This window comes from Larkinella bovis (genome assembly GCF_042655385.1).
GTDB lineage: Bacteria > Bacteroidota > Bacteroidia > Cytophagales > Spirosomataceae > Larkinella > Larkinella bovis.
In genome coordinates this window covers 137,264-153,300 of record NZ_JBHSMA010000010.1, presented here as the reverse complement: position 1 = coordinate 153,300, position 16,037 = coordinate 137,264, and the positions used below count along the sequence as shown (strand labels likewise).

Sequence of the window (16,037 nt, the reverse complement as noted above, 5' to 3'; positions counted from 1 at the left end):
AATTAATCCTCAAACAAATTCCCGAGGCCGCCCAATACGGAGCCGCCTTCCTTGCGGGCCTGTCCGCCACCCGGCGACAGCCGGTCTACCAGTTTGGAAATCGGCATCGACTGGATCCAGACTTTGCCGGTTCCGCGCAACGTGGCCAGGAAAATACCTTCTCCCCCGAAAACCATGGATTTCAGCCCACCGGAGCGTTGAATATCGAAACTGATCGACGGTTCGAAACCGACCACGCAACCGGTATCAACCCGCAGCATTTCGTTGTTCAGCTGGCGTTCCATCACCACCCCTCCGGCGTGAATGAAGGCCATGCCATCACCCTGAATTTTCTGGAGGATGAAACCTTCTCCGCCGAATAAACCGGTACCAATCCGCTGGTTGAAATGAATGGCCATTTGTGTCCCGAGAGCGGCACACAGGAAGGCATCTTTTTGGACAATCAGCTGATTACCGTAAATTTTGGCTAAATCAATGGGCATGACCGTGCCCGGATACGGTGCCGCAAAGGCCACTTTCCGTTTGCCGTACCCCCGGTTGGTAAAATGCGTCATGAACAACGATTCGCCGGTCAGCAGCCGCGAACCGGCCTGAAACAGCTTGCCCATAAAACCCTGGTTCGGCTGCGAGCCATCGCCCATCTTGGTTTCAAACTGAATCCCTTCTTCCATGAACAACATGGCACCGGCTTCAGCAATGACGGTTTCGTTCGGGTCCAGTTCAATTTCGACGACCTGAATATCTTCGCCGATGATGCGATAATCGATTTCGTGGGAACGCATGCAGTATGTGAATTACAGCTTAAAAGTTAAAGTTTAAGAAAACCGGTTTACTTACTCTTCTTCATCGGTATACTCCTCCTCCTCCCCAGACTCCCCTTCTTTCAGGTCTTTGCGGTTCCGGAGTTTTTTATCGTCAACGGTTTTGTTCAGAAACGCGTTGATTTTATCAATATCGTAGCTGGTCGTAATTTCGCCAAAGGTATTGATCTTGATGTCGAACCCTTCCAGTTCTTTGTGAACCCGGGGCTTGTCATTCGACGGATCTTCGGGTTTCGCGCCTTTCTTTGCCATTTCCTTTTTTCAGTTATGAGTGATGAGTTAAGAGTGATGAGTTGCTCCACAATTGTAGAATGCGTCAGCCAACCGCCGGGCGGAGCAACTCTTCACTCATCACTCTTAACTCTTAATTCCTAACTCTGTTAACGCTTTTTGCAACCGGTCAATGGTGGCCTGTTTACCAATAATTTCCAGGGTCATCATCAAATCCGGTCCGGCACCAACGCCGGTAATGGCCAGCCGCAGTACCTGCATGATTTTACCCTGCTTAACCCCAATGGCGGTCATGGTTTCGGCCAGCGTGGTTTTTGCCAACTCCGCCGTAAGGGGTTCCGTTACCGAAGTTAACGCATCTTTGAATGCGGTCAAAGCGCGAATGGCTTCGTCATTCCATTTAGCCGTTACAACCGCCGGATCATAGCTTTGGGGGGCTCGGAAGAAGATGCCTGATTCGGCATAAATCTCGCTCGCAAAGTTGACGCGCTCTTTCAGTAACCCGGCAATTTTGGCGGCTTGCTCCGGTGAGCACTCGAAACCGTCGGCGGTAGCGTGGGCAACAATCGTTTCGGCCAGTTGCTCGTTGGGTTGCTGCCGAAGGTACTCGTGGTTAAACCACTTGGCTTTCTGAATATCGAAGCGGGCCCCCGCCTTGTGAATCTGCTCCAGACTGAACGCCTGAATCAGTTCATCCATGGTAAACATTTCCTGCTCCGTGCCGGGATTCCAGCCCAGAAATGCCAGAAAGTTGACTAATGCTTCGGGCAAATAACCGTCTTCGCGGAATCCGCGGGCCACGGTTCCGGTGAATGGATCGGTCCACTCGAGCGGAAAAACCGGAAAACCGCCCAGATCAGCGTCGCGCTTGCTGAGCTTGCCGTTGCCGTCGGGTTTCAGCAGCAGCGGCAGGTGCGCAAACTGCGGCATGGTGCTTTCCCAGCCCAAAAACCGGTACAGCAACACGTGCAACGGCGCCGAGGGCAACCATTCTTCGCCCCGAATCACGTGGGTGATTCCCATCAGATGATCATCGACAATGTTAGCCAGGTGATACGTGGGCATCCCGTCCGATTTCAGCAACACCTTGTCATCAATCTGCGACGAATGAACCACCACCCAGCCCCGAATCAGGTCGTTCAGCCGGATGTCTTCTTTGCTCGGCACTTTCAGCCGGATCACGTAAGGCGCACCCGAATCGATCAGCGTCTGTACTTCTTCCGGCTTGAGGGTCAGCGAGTTCTTCATCTGACGCCGGGTAATGGCGTTGTACTGGGCCGACGGCGCCTTGGCTTCTTCCATCCGCTTCCGCATGGCGTCCAGTTCATCAGCCGTATCAAACGCGTAATACGCTTTGCCTTCAGCCACCAGCCGCTCGGCGTGTTCGCGATAAATGGCCTTGCGTTCCGACTGCCGGTAGGGTGCGTGGGGGCCTCCCGTCGTTATCCCTTCATCAATTTCAATTCCAACCCACTTCAGGGATTCAACAATGTAATCTTCAGCACCCGGCACAAAGCGGTTTTGGTCCGTATCTTCGATCCGGAGCAGCATTTTTCCGCCGTGTTTACGGGCAAACAGGTAATTGTATAGAGCAGTTCGCACCCCACCAATGTGCAACGGCCCGGTCGGGCTGGGCGCAAAACGAACGCGTATTTCGGACATAATTAAAGAAAAGAGGTAGAAAGAAAAGAACAACAATGAAAAAGGGAACGCGGTACCCAACCGCTCTCCCTTCTTCTATTTATGCTCTTTTTCCTGTTAATTTATTGAACAGCAATCACTGAGATTTCGACATTCACATCTTTCGGCAACCGCGCTACTTCGACGGTTTCACGAGCGGGTGGATCAGCGGTAAAGAAACTGCCGTACACCTCATTGATGGCCCCGAAATTATTCAGGTCTTTCACAAAAATGCTAGCTTTTACGACGTTCTCAAAGGTCAGGCCGGCAACCTTTAAAATAGCGCCGATGTTCTCCATTACTTTACGGGTTTCGGCCTGAATATCGCCGGACGAGGCCACATCGAGTGCAATCTGACCGGAAACATACAATGTTTCATTCACCATAACAGCCTGGTTGTAAGGACCGATGGGTGCCGGAGCGTCGGGGGAAAATATGATTTTTTTAGTTGCCATACGAAAGTTGATTTTGTACAAATCAGGCTGCAAGTTAGCAATCAAAACCGTCGCATGGCAAATAAAAACCGCAGACCCGTACGGTTTTCCCAACCATGCGGGCGTTGCAGCTCGTTCAGAAAGCCTACCGGATTATTCCACCGTCACCGATTTGGCCAGGTTACGCGGCTGATCGACGTTACGGCCCCGCATCACGGCAATGTAATACGACAGCAGTTGGAGCGGAATCACCGAAACCAGCGGCATCAGAATGTCGTGGACCTTCGGAATTTCAATTACAAAATCGACCATGCTCCGAATCTGCTCGTCGCCTTCCGTAACGACGGCAATCACCCGGCCTTTGCGGGCTTTTACCTCCTGAATGTTGGAAACCACCTTTTCGTACGAGCTGTCTTTCGTGGCAATCACCACGACCGGCATATCCTCATCGATCAGCGCAATCGGTCCATGTTTCATCTCGGCTGCCGGATAGCCTTCGGCGTGGATGTACGAAATTTCTTTCAATTTCAGGGCACCTTCCAGTGCCACCGGAAAATTAAGCCCCCGGCCCAGGTAGATAAAATTTTTGGCGTACGTAAAAATGTAGGCGATCTCCTTCACTTTCTCGGCCTTTTGCAGAACCTGGTCAACCAACGCCGGAATATGCTCCATTTCGGCCAGCAGTTGGCGGAAAAGCGTTTCGGAAAGGGTTCCTTTTTTATGGGCCGCCGTGAGGGCCATGAGCGTCAAAACCGTTACCTGCGCCGTAAACGCCTTCGTGCTGGCCACCCCGATTTCCGGACCCGCATGGGTATAAGCCCCCGCGTGGGTGGCCCGGGCAATGGACGAGCCCACCACGTTGCACACCCCAAAAATGGTCGCCCCCTTCGATTTGGCCAGTTCAATAGCCGCCAGTGTGTCCGCCGTTTCGCCCGATTGCGAGATGGCAATCACAATATCGCGTTCCTGAATGATCGGATTGCGGTATCGGAATTCCGACGCGTATTCAACTTCGACCGGAATCCGGGCCAGTTCTTCAAAAATGTACTCGGCCACCAGTCCGGCATGCCAGGAGGTTCCGCAACCGACGATGACGATCCGTTCCGAAGCCGCCAGCCGATCGACGTAATCCCGCAGACCACCCAGCCGCAGATGCCCCTCGTCGGCCCGAACACGGCCCCGCATGCTGTCGGCAATGGAGCGCGGCTGCTCAAAGATTTCTTTCAGCATGAAATGCTCAAAACCGCCTTTTTCAATGGCTTCCAGTTCCAGTTCGACTTTCTGAATGTAAGGCGTTGCCGGGGTATTCTCGAGCGTAATCAGTTTGAGTTCACCGTCGCGAACCACGGCAATTTCGTGGTCGTTCAGATAAACCACATCTTTGGTGTATTCCACAATCGGGGTCGCATCCGACGCGAAAAAATACTCGTTGTCGCCCACGCCGATCACCAGCGGGCTGCCTTTGCGGGCGGCTATCAACTGCGTTGGATCTTCTTTCGAAAGGATGACGATGGCATAAGCACCCACGACTTCCAGCAACGCCTGCCGAACGGCCTCTTCCAGCGACGACCCGGTTTCGTTCTGAATGTCTTCAATAAACTGAACGAGTACTTCAGAATCGGTTTCGGAGCGGAAAACATGCCCTTTCCGAAGCAGATTCTGTTTAATGGATACATAATTTTCAATAATCCCGTTGTGAATGATGGCCAGCTTCCGGTTATGCGAGTAGTGGGGGTGCGCATTCACATCGTTCGGGGCACCGTGGGTAGCCCAGCGGGTGTGCCCGATGCCAATGCTAGCGTGCCGTTCTTTCCCGGCCAGTTCGTTTTCCAGGTCAACAACTTTCCCTTTTTTCTTATAAACGTTCAAGCCCGGCTGATTGGGATCTTCGCCTTCGAGCAGCGCCAGCCCGGCACTATCGTATCCCCGGTATTCCAGGCGTTTGAGTCCTTTCAGAATAAGCGGTGCGGCATCCCGGTGCCCCACATAAGCAACAATTCCACACATCGGTTTTTAAATTAAATGGTGCTGTGAAAACTACTTTTTAAAATAGTTAAAAAAGGCTTTTTACATACCTAAATTGCTGATAAAAAGCGACTTGTTTTTGAGAAAGATACAAAACAATCGGTAAAACCATGCGGTTTTTAGCCAGGAAGTACCAGCAATAAAAAAGCCAGCCCACGAATGAGCTGGCTTTTTTATTGCTGGTTACGGTTTTACGGTGTATACGTGTAAAAGACAACCAGTTTTGCGCTGGTCGGCCCGCTTAAAACCGATCCGTTTAGCTGATTATAAATGTACGGCTGCGAGAGATACTGCGGTGTACCAATCGAACTGGTTTGCACCAGCGAAGTGGTCGAGAGCGGAAACAGAACCAACCCATTATTCGGCGCAAACCCGACCAGCAGCGCCTGCAGATAGGTCGTCAGGTCGAACGTATACGTTTTCATGCGGGAACTATACCCAACAATCTGCGGGTAGTACCACTTGTTGGCCGACTGAAACGTACCGGCCTGCGTTTGTACCAGGTGGTAAAGCCGGGTTCCCGTGCCGGGTTCGGGGGTATACAGCACGTGGTTATTCGCGTCGGTCTGCGCCAGCGACACCACGGAGGTTACGGGTCCGCCGGGGCTGCCTCCCTTGACAAAAAACTGCAGTTCCGCCCGGTTGATGGCAATCCGGCCCGATTCTTTTTTCAGGTTTTCGATGGTCGGGAACGAGACTTTGGTGGTGACCCCCGTGGCGCCCTGCAAAAACATTTCGCCCCCCGTTGCCGAGGCTGTCAGCGGTTTGCTGACGCTCAGACCCGCCAGCTTCGTACCCGACCGATCCACCTTGATCTGGCTAAACGAAGGCCGGGCCCGGTTCGTTGAAAAGTCGGTTGCCAGCTTTTTGGTCGTATCGGCGGCACTGTGGTAATACAGTTCAAGGTAGACTACGCCATTGCTGAATCCAAAAACCGTCGTATTCGTGGCGCCGGGAACGAGGGCAATGCCCTTGAATTTTTTCGCAAAATCAGCCTGGGTAATGCCGGACCCTTTCGACATCTCCAGCAGTTCGCGACCCAGCGCATCCGACAGTTTAACGTATTTGGAGCCTCCTTTGGCCGTGGGTGTCAGTTCAAACTTGGCCAAAGGCTGAGCCTCGTAGGTGGCTGACGAATTGGCGGTATACCGCTTCGCCGTGTCCAGATCTTCGGTCAGCCGGTGAAGGAAAATCTCCTGCGACCGGGTCGTATCGCCGTACACGTACGTATAGCCCACCCAGGCCACCAGTGAGTCATACACCATTTCGGTTTCGGTCTTGAAATTGCCCGATTCCACGTATAACTGACCAAAGGCTTTGGCCGACACCTTCCCGAAAACCGGGTCATTATACTGCCCGGCGAACAGCAGGAGATTGCGGTCGTTTTCCACCGAATCCAGCAAAACCGTCGAGGTACTGACGGTCAGTGTGTCGGTGTATAACACCCCAATGGCCGTGTTGGGCGGCAGGCCAATGTCTTTGGGCTCTTCGCAAGCCACGAGCACCGAAACCAGTGCCACCAAAACCGCGAGCAGACTCAGCCGAACGCCGTTGAACGACCGGCTATCCCGCCAGTTCCGTGTAAAGATTGTAGTATTGATCAGCAACTTCCTGGCCTTCTTCGGTGAGTTCAACTTTCTTGTTGGACAAATCATTCAAAATACTATTTAGACTCTCGCTATAATCTTCATCGGCTTTGACCACCACATCGGCATACGTACAGCCCATGCGGATAAAACCGTCGAAATCTGCCGATTTCAGGTATTTCAGCATATCATCGTCCACATCCATGGCCTTGGCTTTTTCCACCAGACCGTCGTCGAACCGGTACGAAAACGAACTATTATACACCGAGAACACCGACTTGGTATCCTTAAACATCGGGTCGTTCTTGTAAGTGGTTTTCAGGTACAGCGGAATCAGTGCCGTCATCCAGTCGTTGCAGTGAACGATGTCGGGCGACCAGCCCAGTTTCTTTACGGTTTCCAGAACGCCTTTGCAGAAGAAAATGGTCCGCTCGTCGTTGTCCTCGTAGAATCGGTCATCCTTGTCAAGAAAAACGTGTTTCCGCTGAAAATAGTCTTCGTTGTCAATAAAATACACCTGAAGCTTGGCATTAGGAATGGAGGCCACTTTGATGATCAGCGGTTTCTCCTCGTCACCTACCGTAATATTGATACCCGATAACCGGACCACTTCGTGAAGCCGGTTTTTACGCTCATTGATCAGCCCGAAACGTGGTACCAAAATGCGAATTTCCATACCACGTTCCTGCATGGCCTGCGGGAGTTTCCGAACGAAATCGGCTACTGCTGAGGTCTGTAGAAACGGGTTGATTTCACTGGCAACGTAGAGAATCCGTAGTTTGCTCATAGCACGATTGGGGGGCTTTAGTGAAATAACCGCCGTAGCGGACTAAATTAAAAATCTGCAAAATTATACAATTTTTTCTGGTATTTCAATAGATTTTCGCCAGAAAAACTCCTGTTTTGTCAATCCAAAGCCGTTCTTGCCGAATTTGCGCCTGGAATACCGGCTGCCGCAGAACGGGCGGTTCGTTTAAAACCCAGTTATGCAACTCTACACAACGATTGCCGAATTACGGCAAGCCCTTGATTCTCAAGGCCGGGCCGGCCGATTGGTTGGACTCGTTCCCACGATGGGGGCTTTACACGCCGGTCATATGGCCCTGGTCGATGCCTGCAAGGCGCAGAACGACCTGACAGTTTGCAGCATCTTTGTCAATCCGACGCAGTTCAACAACCCCGACGACCTGGCCCGGTACCCGCACACGCTCGAGGCCGATTGCCAGTTGCTGGAAGCCGCCGGCTGCGATTTCGTTTTTGCCCCGTCGGTCGACGAAATGTATCCGTCCAGCCCCGTGCTGAAGCTGAATTTCGGCGAACTGGAAACCGTGCTGGAAGGGGCTTTCCGGCCCGGCCATTTCAACGGCGTCGGCATCGTGGTATCCAAACTCTTCCACATTGTGCAGCCCGACCGGGCCTATTTCGGCCAGAAAGACCTGCAACAGGTGGCCGTGGTCAAACGATTAATTCGTGATCTGGGGTTTCAGCTGGAACTGGTCCGGATGCCGATTGTGCGGGAAGACGACGGTCTGGCCATGTCGTCGCGCAACCGCAACCTCTCGCCCGCCGAGCGCCGGGAAGCACCGGCTCTCTACCAGGTGCTCAGCCACGCACGGGCGGTTTTGCAAAATGGCGGAACGCTTGAAGCCGCCAAAACCGCCGTTATCAACAACTTGCAGGAGCACCCGGTTTTTCGGCTGGAGTATTTCGAAATTGCGAACGCCGACACGCTGCAACCGGTCGAGCAGTTGCAGGCGCCGGGAGTCACAGCGCTTTGCATTGCCGCTTACCTGGGCCAGACCCGGCTGATCGACAACCTCGTTCTCTGACTGAACCAACTCATTCCGCCGGCTGTTTTTGCGGTGACTGACACGGATGGACGGTTTTTCACTAATTTTGGCCGTCCGTTTGAACCGGGTCGTCTTTACTACTATGTTTATTACTGTAATGAAATCCAAAATCCACCGGGTCCGGGTGACGCAGGCCGAACTGAATTACGTCGGCAGCATCACCATTGACGAAGACCTGATGGATGCCGCCGGATTGCTTGAAAATGAGCAGGTTCATATTGTCAACAACAACAATGGCGAACGGCTGATTACCTACGTCATCAAGGGCGAACGCGGCTCGGGCATTATCTGTCTGAACGGCGCGGCTGCCCGGCGGGCGCAGGTCGGCGACATCATCATCATCATTTCATACGGCATGATGACCCCCGAAGAAGCCAAAGCCTATAAGCCGCAGGTTGTTTTCCCCGATAGCAACAACCGGCTTGTTTAAATGATGCTGGATACTGGATGGTTAAGGACCTGGAGCTACTAATATCCCGTATCAAAACATCTAGTATCTTGCATCCAGCATCCAGCCACCAACCCCCTTCCATCTAACCATCACCAACCTTGAAAAACATCGTAAAGTACGGAATCTCCCTGGGTATCGCGGGCGTTTTGCTCTGGTACGTTTTCAAGGATGTGGACCGGGCGGCCATGTTCGATGCGTTCAGCAAGGCGGATTACCGCTGGATTGTCGTTTCCGGTTTGCTGACCGTCGTTGCGCACTGGAGCCGGGCCTATCGCTGGAGCTTGCTGCTCGAACCGGTTGTGGGCTATCGACCCGCCCAGTTTAATGCCACGCTGGCGGTTCTGACGGGCTATTTTGCCAACCTGGTGGTGCCGCGCATGGGTGAAGTAACCCGCTGCGGGACCCTGAACCGGCTGGAAAATGTGCCTGTCAACGTGAGTTTCGGGACGGTGGTTGCCGAACGGATTTTTGATGTAATGATGCTGGTGCTGCTCATTGGCGCCACGTTTCTGATCGAGTTCAACCGGCTCAGTACGTTTCTGATGGATTTTTTCTCGTCCAAATTCAGCGGAGCCTCCAGGCTGGCCGACAACACCTGGTTACTGGTCCTGCTGGGCGGTTGCCTGCTCGGTTTGGCCGTGATGGTCTGGTATTTCTATAACCGCTACAAGGAAATCCTCCGCCAGAAACCGTTCTACCAGCGCGTTGAAAAATTTATTCGGGGCTTGCTGGAGGGCCTGCTAAGCATCCGGAAACTGAAAAACCCCGGCGCGTTTGTGTTCCATACGGTTTTGATCTGGACGATGTATTATTTCATGTCGTTTGTGCTCTTCTGGGCCATGCCGCAAACCGCCGACCTGGGCTGGCGGGCTGGCCTGACCATCCTGATTATGGGCGCCATCGGTATGGCTGCCCCCGTGCAGGGCGGAGCCGGAGCCTTCAATATTCTGGTCGGGGCGGCCCTGGCACTCTACGGCCTGAGCCACCAGGAAGGTGCGACGCTAGCCACGCTGATGCTGTTTACACAATGGTTCTACGTCGTTGTCCTGGGTGCCGTCAGTTTTCTGATCGTGATGCTGAAAGGTCGTAGTCCGCAACCAAAAACACAGCCGGTCGTTAACCTGGATGGTTCCGATGCCGGATGAGTTGGACGTTCTGGATGAACTGGATGCTAGATTTTGGATACTGGATGGTTTTGATGCTGGATGCTGGATCGTTAGATGAGCCCAAAAAACAGCCCGTATCTAGCATCCAGTATCAAAAACATCTAGCATCTAGTATCCAGCATCAACCCCTCCAACCCCAGTAAGATTAGTGATTAGTATGACTGAATCCAAAATTCTGACGCGTCCGCAGGCTGTTGAATGGGCCGACCGCTGGCATACGGAAGGAAAGCGCCTTGTGTTTACGAACGGCTGCTTCGATATTCTGCACCTGGGACACGTCGATTACCTCGAAAAAGCGCGCCAGTTCGGCGACAAATTAATACTGGGTCTGAATACGGATGCGTCCGTGAGCCGGATCAAAGGCCCCCTGCGCCCGGTGGTTAACGAATACGCCCGTGCCCGGCTGATGGCTTCGCTCGCGTTTATCGATGCCGTGGTTCTGTTCGACGAACCAACTCCGCTCGAACTGATTCAGGCCCTAAAACCGGATGTGCTGGTAAAGGGCAATGATTACGCCATCGCCGACATTGTGGGTGCCGATTTGGTGCTGCAAAACGGCGGACGGGTCGAAACCATTCCGCTCGTGGCGGGTTACTCCACTACGGCGCTCATTGGCAAAATCCGGGAAGCCTATCGCTGAGTGACGGACTTCCCAAAACCGGGATCAGCGGTTGTGGGCCGGGATGAACAAGGAACTGTTTTTTTACCGATATTTGTTTATTCGATAGAGTGCTCCACACTACTGTTTAACCTTAACTTAATCGTGCCGGCGACCCGGTTTTATTGAATCATGCCTGGAATCTGGATTATTTTCATCATTTTCGCTCTCCTCAGTGCCGGTGTTAGCTGGCGGCTGAGAAGTAAGTTTAACGAGTATTCACAAATCGGACTGAGCAACGGTCTGAGCGGTAAGGATATTGCCGAGCGAATGCTTCAGGAAAACAACATTTACGACGTTCGCGTCCTGTCGGTCGAAGGGATGCTAACCGACCACTATAACCCGCAGGACAAAACCGTTAACCTGAGTGCCGACGTCTATTACGGTCGAAGTGTGGCCGCAGCAGCCGTTGCGGCTCACGAATGCGGTCACGCCGTGCAACACGCAACGGCCTACGGACCGCTTAAATTCCGTTCGGCGATGGTACCGTTCCTGACGATTTCATCCAGTTATCTGCAATGGATTATCCTGATCGGAATTCTGTTGATCAACACCACGATCATTCCGCTGGCCGTTGGGGTAGCCTTGTTTGCCGTTACGACCCTGTTCAGTTTCGTAACGCTGCCTGTCGAGTTCGACGCCAGCCGTCGGGCTTTGGCCTGGGTACAAAACCGGAACATTGTTAACCAGCGGGAATACGGTTATGCCAAAGACGCCCTCTGGTGGGCGGCTATGACCTACGTCGTTGCGGCCCTCGGTTCACTGGCTACCTTGCTCTACTACGCCAGTCTGCTGATGGGCGGTCGTCGAAGTGACTAATCACTCGTCCTTCTATACCGGGCGGTTCGGCAATTCACTGCCGAACCGCTTTTTGTTTCCCATCAAAAAAGCCTAAAGGGAAACCCTTCAGGCTTTCTGCACTATTGCGAGATGTAAAGATTAAGTAGAGCCTTCTGGAAAAGACCTTGCTGCGGGTATTCTTTGTCCCTTCTGTCTGGCAATCAGCCTGACTTTTCCGGGCACAATATAGTCAGAATTATTATTGACTGTACAATCAACTAATGATTTATCGTAATTTTCTCTGAGGTCCGACAGAAGGTAGGCTAAAAGAAGGAATAGCTGCAAATCGCCCCCTTACGGTACCGAGCGCATCGGGATACCCCTAGCCCTGAAGCGTAGCTAACCGGCTTTTCCGGTACCCGTACGAGAAGTAAATGAGTAGCCCAATCACCAGCCAGATCACAAAGATGAGCCAGTTGCTGATGCCCAGTTCGGTCATGAGGTATAAATTGGTGAGAATACCCAAAACCGGCAGCAGCGAGAAATTGGAGCGGAACGCCAGAACGGCCAGAATCACCCAGGTGAGCCAGAAAAATGCCAGCAGCGGTTTTTCTTCAATGCCGCTGAAAAGATGGCCCGACCGTGCCACCAGAAACACGGTAAGAATCAACAACAGGCCGATGATATACTTACCGTTAATGTACGGCACTTTAAACTTCGACTGGCTGGAAAGGCCTTTGGCGTCTAAATACAGGATACCTCCGCAAACCAGAATAAACGCGAAGAAAGTCCCCACGCTGGTCAGGTCGATGAAAAACTGCATATCCATAAACAACGACGGCACGGCGACCAGAAAACCGGTAACGATGGTTGAAAAGGAAGGCGTCCGATAACGCGGATGGATTTTCGAGAACCGCGGCCACAACAGCCCATCCCGGCTCATGGTCATCCAGATCCGCGGTTGTCCCAGTTGAAAAACGAGCAAAGCACTCGTAATGGCCACCACCGCGCTGACCGAAATAATTCCCGCCACGAAATTCAGATCGACCTTCTGGAAAACATACGCCAGCGGATCATCAACACCCAGTTCTTTGTAATTGACCATTCCGGTCAGTACCAGCGTAATCAGGACGTACAAAACCGTACAGATGATCAGGCAGTAAATCATGGCCCGCGGCAGATCCCGCTGCGGATTCCGGCACTCTTCGGCGGTCGTCGAAATCGAGTCAAAACCGATGAAAGCAAAAAACACCGACGCTACCCCGCTCAGGACACCACCAACGCCATTGGGCGCAAACGGCGACCAGTTTTCGGGTTTAACGTAAAAAGCGCCGGCCCCAATGACCAGCCCGATCACGGCCAGTTTGAGCACCACCAGAATGTTGCTGGCCGTCCGGGACTCCTTAATCCCGACGTAGACTAGGGCAGTAATGAGCACGGTAATCACCCCGGCGGGAAGATCCGCAATGAGTTTCAGACCGCCGAGCGTGGGGGCATCCCGAAAAGCCTGCGCCAGTTCCTGCGTGCTGGCGGGCAAACTACCCGGCGCGGTACTGGCCTGCACCTCCGCGTAGGCCCGGGCCGCCGACCCATAGTCGGTTGCCCAATACCCCGGAAAATGGACACCGAAACCTTCCAGCATCGACGTAAAGTATTCCGACCACGAAATGGCCACCACCATGTTACTGACGGCGTATTCCAGAATCAGCGCCCAGCCGATGATCCAGGCAAAGATCTCCCCGAACGACACATAGGCGTAGGTATAGGCACTCCCGCTCACCGGCACGGTGGAAGCAAACTGCGCATAGCTGAGGGCCGTAAACACGCAGGCAATGGCGGTAAACACAAACAACAGCGAAACCGCGGGCCCGCCGTTAACGCTGGCCCGGCCGATGGTACTGAAAATTCCGGCGCCGATGATGGCTGCAATCCCGAACGAGGTGAGGTCGCGAACGCCCAGGACTTTGTTCATGTGCGACGAACTTCCTTCATCGACCTCAGCTACGGCTTTTACTACTGATTTTTTCCGGAATACAGAATCACTCATACGGCAGGTGTCTATGGTCTAAGTTTTCGTTCGGCAATCAATTCTTTCAATTCGTTGATTCGGCTCAGGGTAGTCGTTTCCTTGCAGGTAGCCACCACCATCGTCAGCATGGACCCGCCCGCGTACATTTTTTCGTAAACTTTACAGTGGGTATCGCGGTACGCAATCCATTGCCGCTGGGCTTCCATAACCAGGGATTTGTCTTCTTTCGGCAACAGGGTCAGTAGTTGCCGGTAAACCGTATTCAGTTCCAGATCTGCTTTTTGAAACCGCATCTGGGCGCATAAATTCAGTTCGGTCTGCGTTTGCGCGTTATCGCAATTCGTAAAAACCTCCGGCGGATGGCCGATACTTTCAAGGGAGGTTCTGGAGGTATCCCGATTTCCCGGCGGTTGCGCCCACGTCCCGATTGCCATCAGGCAGCTTACTACCGTACCGATGTATTTCGTTCTCATCCCCGTCATTTCATCTCCCAGGTCGTCAACAAGGGGTTAAAAATAAAAATTGTTTTTGGTTTTAAAAGCGGTTTTTCCAAAACGCCGTTAATACATTGATTTGCGGGATTGGTTGCATTCGCAGGCTCGAGCCTCCCACGAACGCTCGGGTCACCAACCCGGTTTTGTTGTTTTATTCCACAACACGTTGTCTCTTTGTAGTTTCGTACGTACTCGATGTCCATTCTGGTAAAAAATCTGACCAAACTCTACGCCCGTCCGGGTGCTGCACCCCAGCGGGCGGTCGATGCCATTTCGTTTGCGGTGCAGCCGGGCGAGATTGTGGGCTTTCTGGGCCCAAACGGGGCCGGAAAATCCACGACAATGAAAATCGCCACGGCCTACCTGCCTCCCACCGAAGGGACCATCGAGGTCAATGGTTTTGATGTCCGGACGCAGTCCATCGATGTCCGGCGCAGTCTGGGGTATCTGCCCGAACACAATCCGCTCTACCTGGATATGTACGTAAAGGAGTTTCTGCACTTTGCCGGATCGCTGCACGGCCTGGGCGGTTCGGTTCTGCGGCAGCGGGTGGCGGAGATGATTGACCTGGTGGGACTGGAACTGGAGCAGCGCAAAAAGATCGGCCAGTTGTCGAAAGGATACCGCCAGCGTGTCGGACTGGCGCAGGCGCTGATTCACAACCCGCCGGTGTTGATTCTGGACGAACCCACGACCGGCCTGGACCCCAATCAGCTGACGGAAATCCGGCAGGTGATCCGCACCATTGGCCGCGAAAAAACCGTCCTATTTTCAACCCACATCATGCAGGAAGTTGAAGCCCTCTGCGACCGGGTGATTATCATCAATCGGGGAAAAATCGTGGCCGATGGCCAGCTAAGCACCTTGCGCGAAACCGCCGATGGCACCATCGCGGTGGTGGCCGAATTTGAACAGGATCTGGCCGATGCAGCGGTTTTGAATACCCTGCCCGGTATCCGGCACGTGGAAAGGTTGGGCGAAAACCGGTACCGGCTGGTGGCCGACCCAAACAGCGATCTGCGGGCCGCGATCTTCCGCCTGGCGGCCGACAAAAACCTGACGCTGGTGGGGCTGAAACAGGAGGAGAGCAGCCTGGAGGGAATTTTCAGGGAATTGACAACGCAGAAAAGCCCAATGAAGCATGAATAGGGGTTCAGTTGCCCCCCCTTCATACATCATTGGGCCTTCTAAACGCTATTTCCGGGCCGAGGCCATGAGCGGGTACTGGTCGAAGATGGATCGGACGATCCCCTTGAAGTAGTTGTTTTTAAAGTTTGGATTGCGGGTCACCCGCGAAGCATAGCCCTTCCAGATTACCTGATAGGTTTCGGCATCAATCAATGAAATCATCAGCGTTCCTTCGTCGAGGTTGTAGTCGATCCGTTTGTAGGTGGCATCGCCATCTTCACTCACCACCCAGTCTTTGATAACGGGCTGCTGATACCCGCGAAAACGCAGGTCGTTGCGGAAGATATTGTAGGAAATCAGGAGATTCGGACCGCGGTTGGCGACTTTATAACCACGTGCTTCCATCTGGTGACGAATCGCTTCCTGAATATCCGAACAAAGCAGGGTAGAATCGATGTACTCACATTCCAGAAAATTAAAAGACTCGTAGTTTTTGAAATGCCCTTCGTAACTGTAATCGTGCTCAACAAATAACTTGCCGGGCATACAGCCAGCCAGCGAAACCACAGCCAGCAACACAAGAACGCCAATAAAATTTTTCATAAACGAACTGTTTAACAGGGTTGTAAAAGTGACTCTTTATAGACAAACTGGTTAGGTAATGAATACTGATTACAATCACGTTTCCGCTGTAAAGTTCAAAA

The 16,037-nt window shown here is 52.9% G+C and carries 16 protein-coding genes; 6 read left to right on the top strand and 10 right to left on the bottom strand.

The genetic code is table 11. From position 1 onward, the window contains the following. Window positions 1–2: 2 nt before the first annotated feature. The 7 genes from ACFPMF_RS22730 to ACFPMF_RS22700 form a co-directional block, all read right to left on the bottom strand. Window positions 3–782, bottom strand: coding sequence for a TIGR00266 family protein (locus tag ACFPMF_RS22730; RefSeq protein WP_379849393.1), 780 nt, complete (start codon window positions 780–782; stop codon window positions 3–5). 51 nt (window positions 783–833) lie between these two features. After that, complete coding sequence (locus ACFPMF_RS22725) at window positions 834–1,073, bottom strand: hypothetical protein (protein ID WP_379849391.1); 240 nt, start codon at window positions 1,071–1,073, stop codon at window positions 834–836. Window positions 1,074–1,178: 105 nt separating this feature from the next. Continuing rightward, a complete protein-coding gene (gltX, locus tag ACFPMF_RS22720; protein WP_379849389.1) occupies window positions 1,179–2,714 on the bottom strand; it encodes a glutamate--tRNA ligase in 1,536 nt (511 codons plus the stop codon). Window positions 2,715–2,815: 101 nt separating this feature from the next. Beyond that, window positions 2,816–3,187, bottom strand: coding sequence for a Rid family detoxifying hydrolase (locus ACFPMF_RS22715; RefSeq protein WP_379849387.1), 372 nt, complete (start codon window positions 3,185–3,187; stop codon window positions 2,816–2,818). Between the two features lie 132 nt (window positions 3,188–3,319). Continuing rightward, window positions 3,320–5,173 carry a glutamine--fructose-6-phosphate transaminase (isomerizing) gene (gene glmS, locus ACFPMF_RS22710; protein ID WP_379849385.1) on the bottom strand — a complete coding sequence of 618 codons (1,854 nt, stop codon included), beginning with the start codon at window positions 5,171–5,173 and terminating at the stop codon, window positions 3,320–3,322. A gap of 209 nt (window positions 5,174–5,382) precedes the next feature. Beyond that, a complete protein-coding gene (locus tag ACFPMF_RS22705; protein ID WP_379849383.1) occupies window positions 5,383–6,825 on the bottom strand; it encodes a DUF4270 family protein in 1,443 nt (480 codons plus the stop codon). Continuing rightward, window positions 6,755–7,564 carry a glycogen/starch synthase gene (locus tag ACFPMF_RS22700; protein WP_379849381.1) on the bottom strand — a complete coding sequence of 270 codons (810 nt, stop codon included), beginning with the start codon at window positions 7,562–7,564 and terminating at the stop codon, window positions 6,755–6,757. Before ACFPMF_RS22700 ends, ACFPMF_RS22705 begins: the two co-directional genes overlap by 71 nt. A 199-nt stretch (window positions 7,565–7,763) precedes the next feature. Between ACFPMF_RS22700 and panC the strand changes: the two genes are divergently transcribed. The 5 genes from panC (at window position 7,764) to ACFPMF_RS22675 (ending at window position 11,721) form a co-directional block, all read left to right on the top strand. Next, entirely contained in the window at window positions 7,764–8,606 is an 843-nt protein-coding gene (panC, locus tag ACFPMF_RS22695; protein ID WP_379849379.1) for a pantoate--beta-alanine ligase, read from the top strand. Between the two features lie 103 nt (window positions 8,607–8,709). Further along, window positions 8,710–9,057: an aspartate 1-decarboxylase gene (gene panD, locus ACFPMF_RS22690; RefSeq protein ID WP_379849377.1), complete on the top strand. Its 348-nt coding sequence runs from the start codon at window positions 8,710–8,712 to the stop codon at window positions 9,055–9,057. Window positions 9,058–9,176: 119 nt separating this feature from the next. Next, complete coding sequence (locus ACFPMF_RS22685) at window positions 9,177–10,223, top strand: lysylphosphatidylglycerol synthase transmembrane domain-containing protein (protein WP_379849375.1); 1,047 nt, start codon at window positions 9,177–9,179, stop codon at window positions 10,221–10,223. Window positions 10,224–10,401: 178 nt separating this feature from the next. After that, window positions 10,402–10,884 carry a D-glycero-beta-D-manno-heptose 1-phosphate adenylyltransferase gene (gene rfaE2, locus ACFPMF_RS22680; protein WP_379849373.1) on the top strand — a complete coding sequence of 161 codons (483 nt, stop codon included), beginning with the start codon at window positions 10,402–10,404 and terminating at the stop codon, window positions 10,882–10,884. Between the two features lie 150 nt (window positions 10,885–11,034). Further along, a complete protein-coding gene (locus tag ACFPMF_RS22675) occupies window positions 11,035–11,721 on the top strand; it encodes a zinc metallopeptidase (RefSeq protein WP_379849371.1) in 687 nt (228 codons plus the stop codon). Between the two features lie 343 nt (window positions 11,722–12,064). Here ACFPMF_RS22675 and ACFPMF_RS22670 read toward each other — a convergent pair whose 3' ends face one another. Both ACFPMF_RS22670 and ACFPMF_RS22665 read right to left on the bottom strand, forming a co-directional pair. Further along, window positions 12,065–13,729 (bottom strand): amino acid permease, encoded by a 1,665-nt coding sequence (locus tag ACFPMF_RS22670; protein ID WP_379849369.1) that lies wholly within the window; start codon window positions 13,727–13,729, stop codon window positions 12,065–12,067. An 11-nt stretch (window positions 13,730–13,740) separates the two neighbouring features. Further along, on the bottom strand, window positions 13,741–14,184 hold the full coding sequence (locus tag ACFPMF_RS22665; protein ID WP_379849367.1) for a lysozyme inhibitor LprI family protein: 444 nt from the start codon (window positions 14,182–14,184) through the stop codon (window positions 13,741–13,743). Window positions 14,185–14,400: 216 nt separating this feature from the next. Here ACFPMF_RS22665 and gldA point away from each other — a divergent pair, with 216 nt between their 5' ends. Continuing rightward, a complete protein-coding gene (gene gldA / locus ACFPMF_RS22660) occupies window positions 14,401–15,354 on the top strand; it encodes a gliding motility-associated ABC transporter ATP-binding subunit GldA (RefSeq protein ID WP_379849365.1) in 954 nt (317 codons plus the stop codon). A 45-nt stretch (window positions 15,355–15,399) separates the two neighbouring features. Here gldA and ACFPMF_RS22655 read toward each other — a convergent pair whose 3' ends face one another. After that, window positions 15,400–15,936, bottom strand: coding sequence for a DUF4136 domain-containing protein (locus tag ACFPMF_RS22655; RefSeq protein ID WP_379849363.1), 537 nt, complete (start codon window positions 15,934–15,936; stop codon window positions 15,400–15,402). Between the last annotated feature and the right edge of the window lie 101 nt (window positions 15,937–16,037).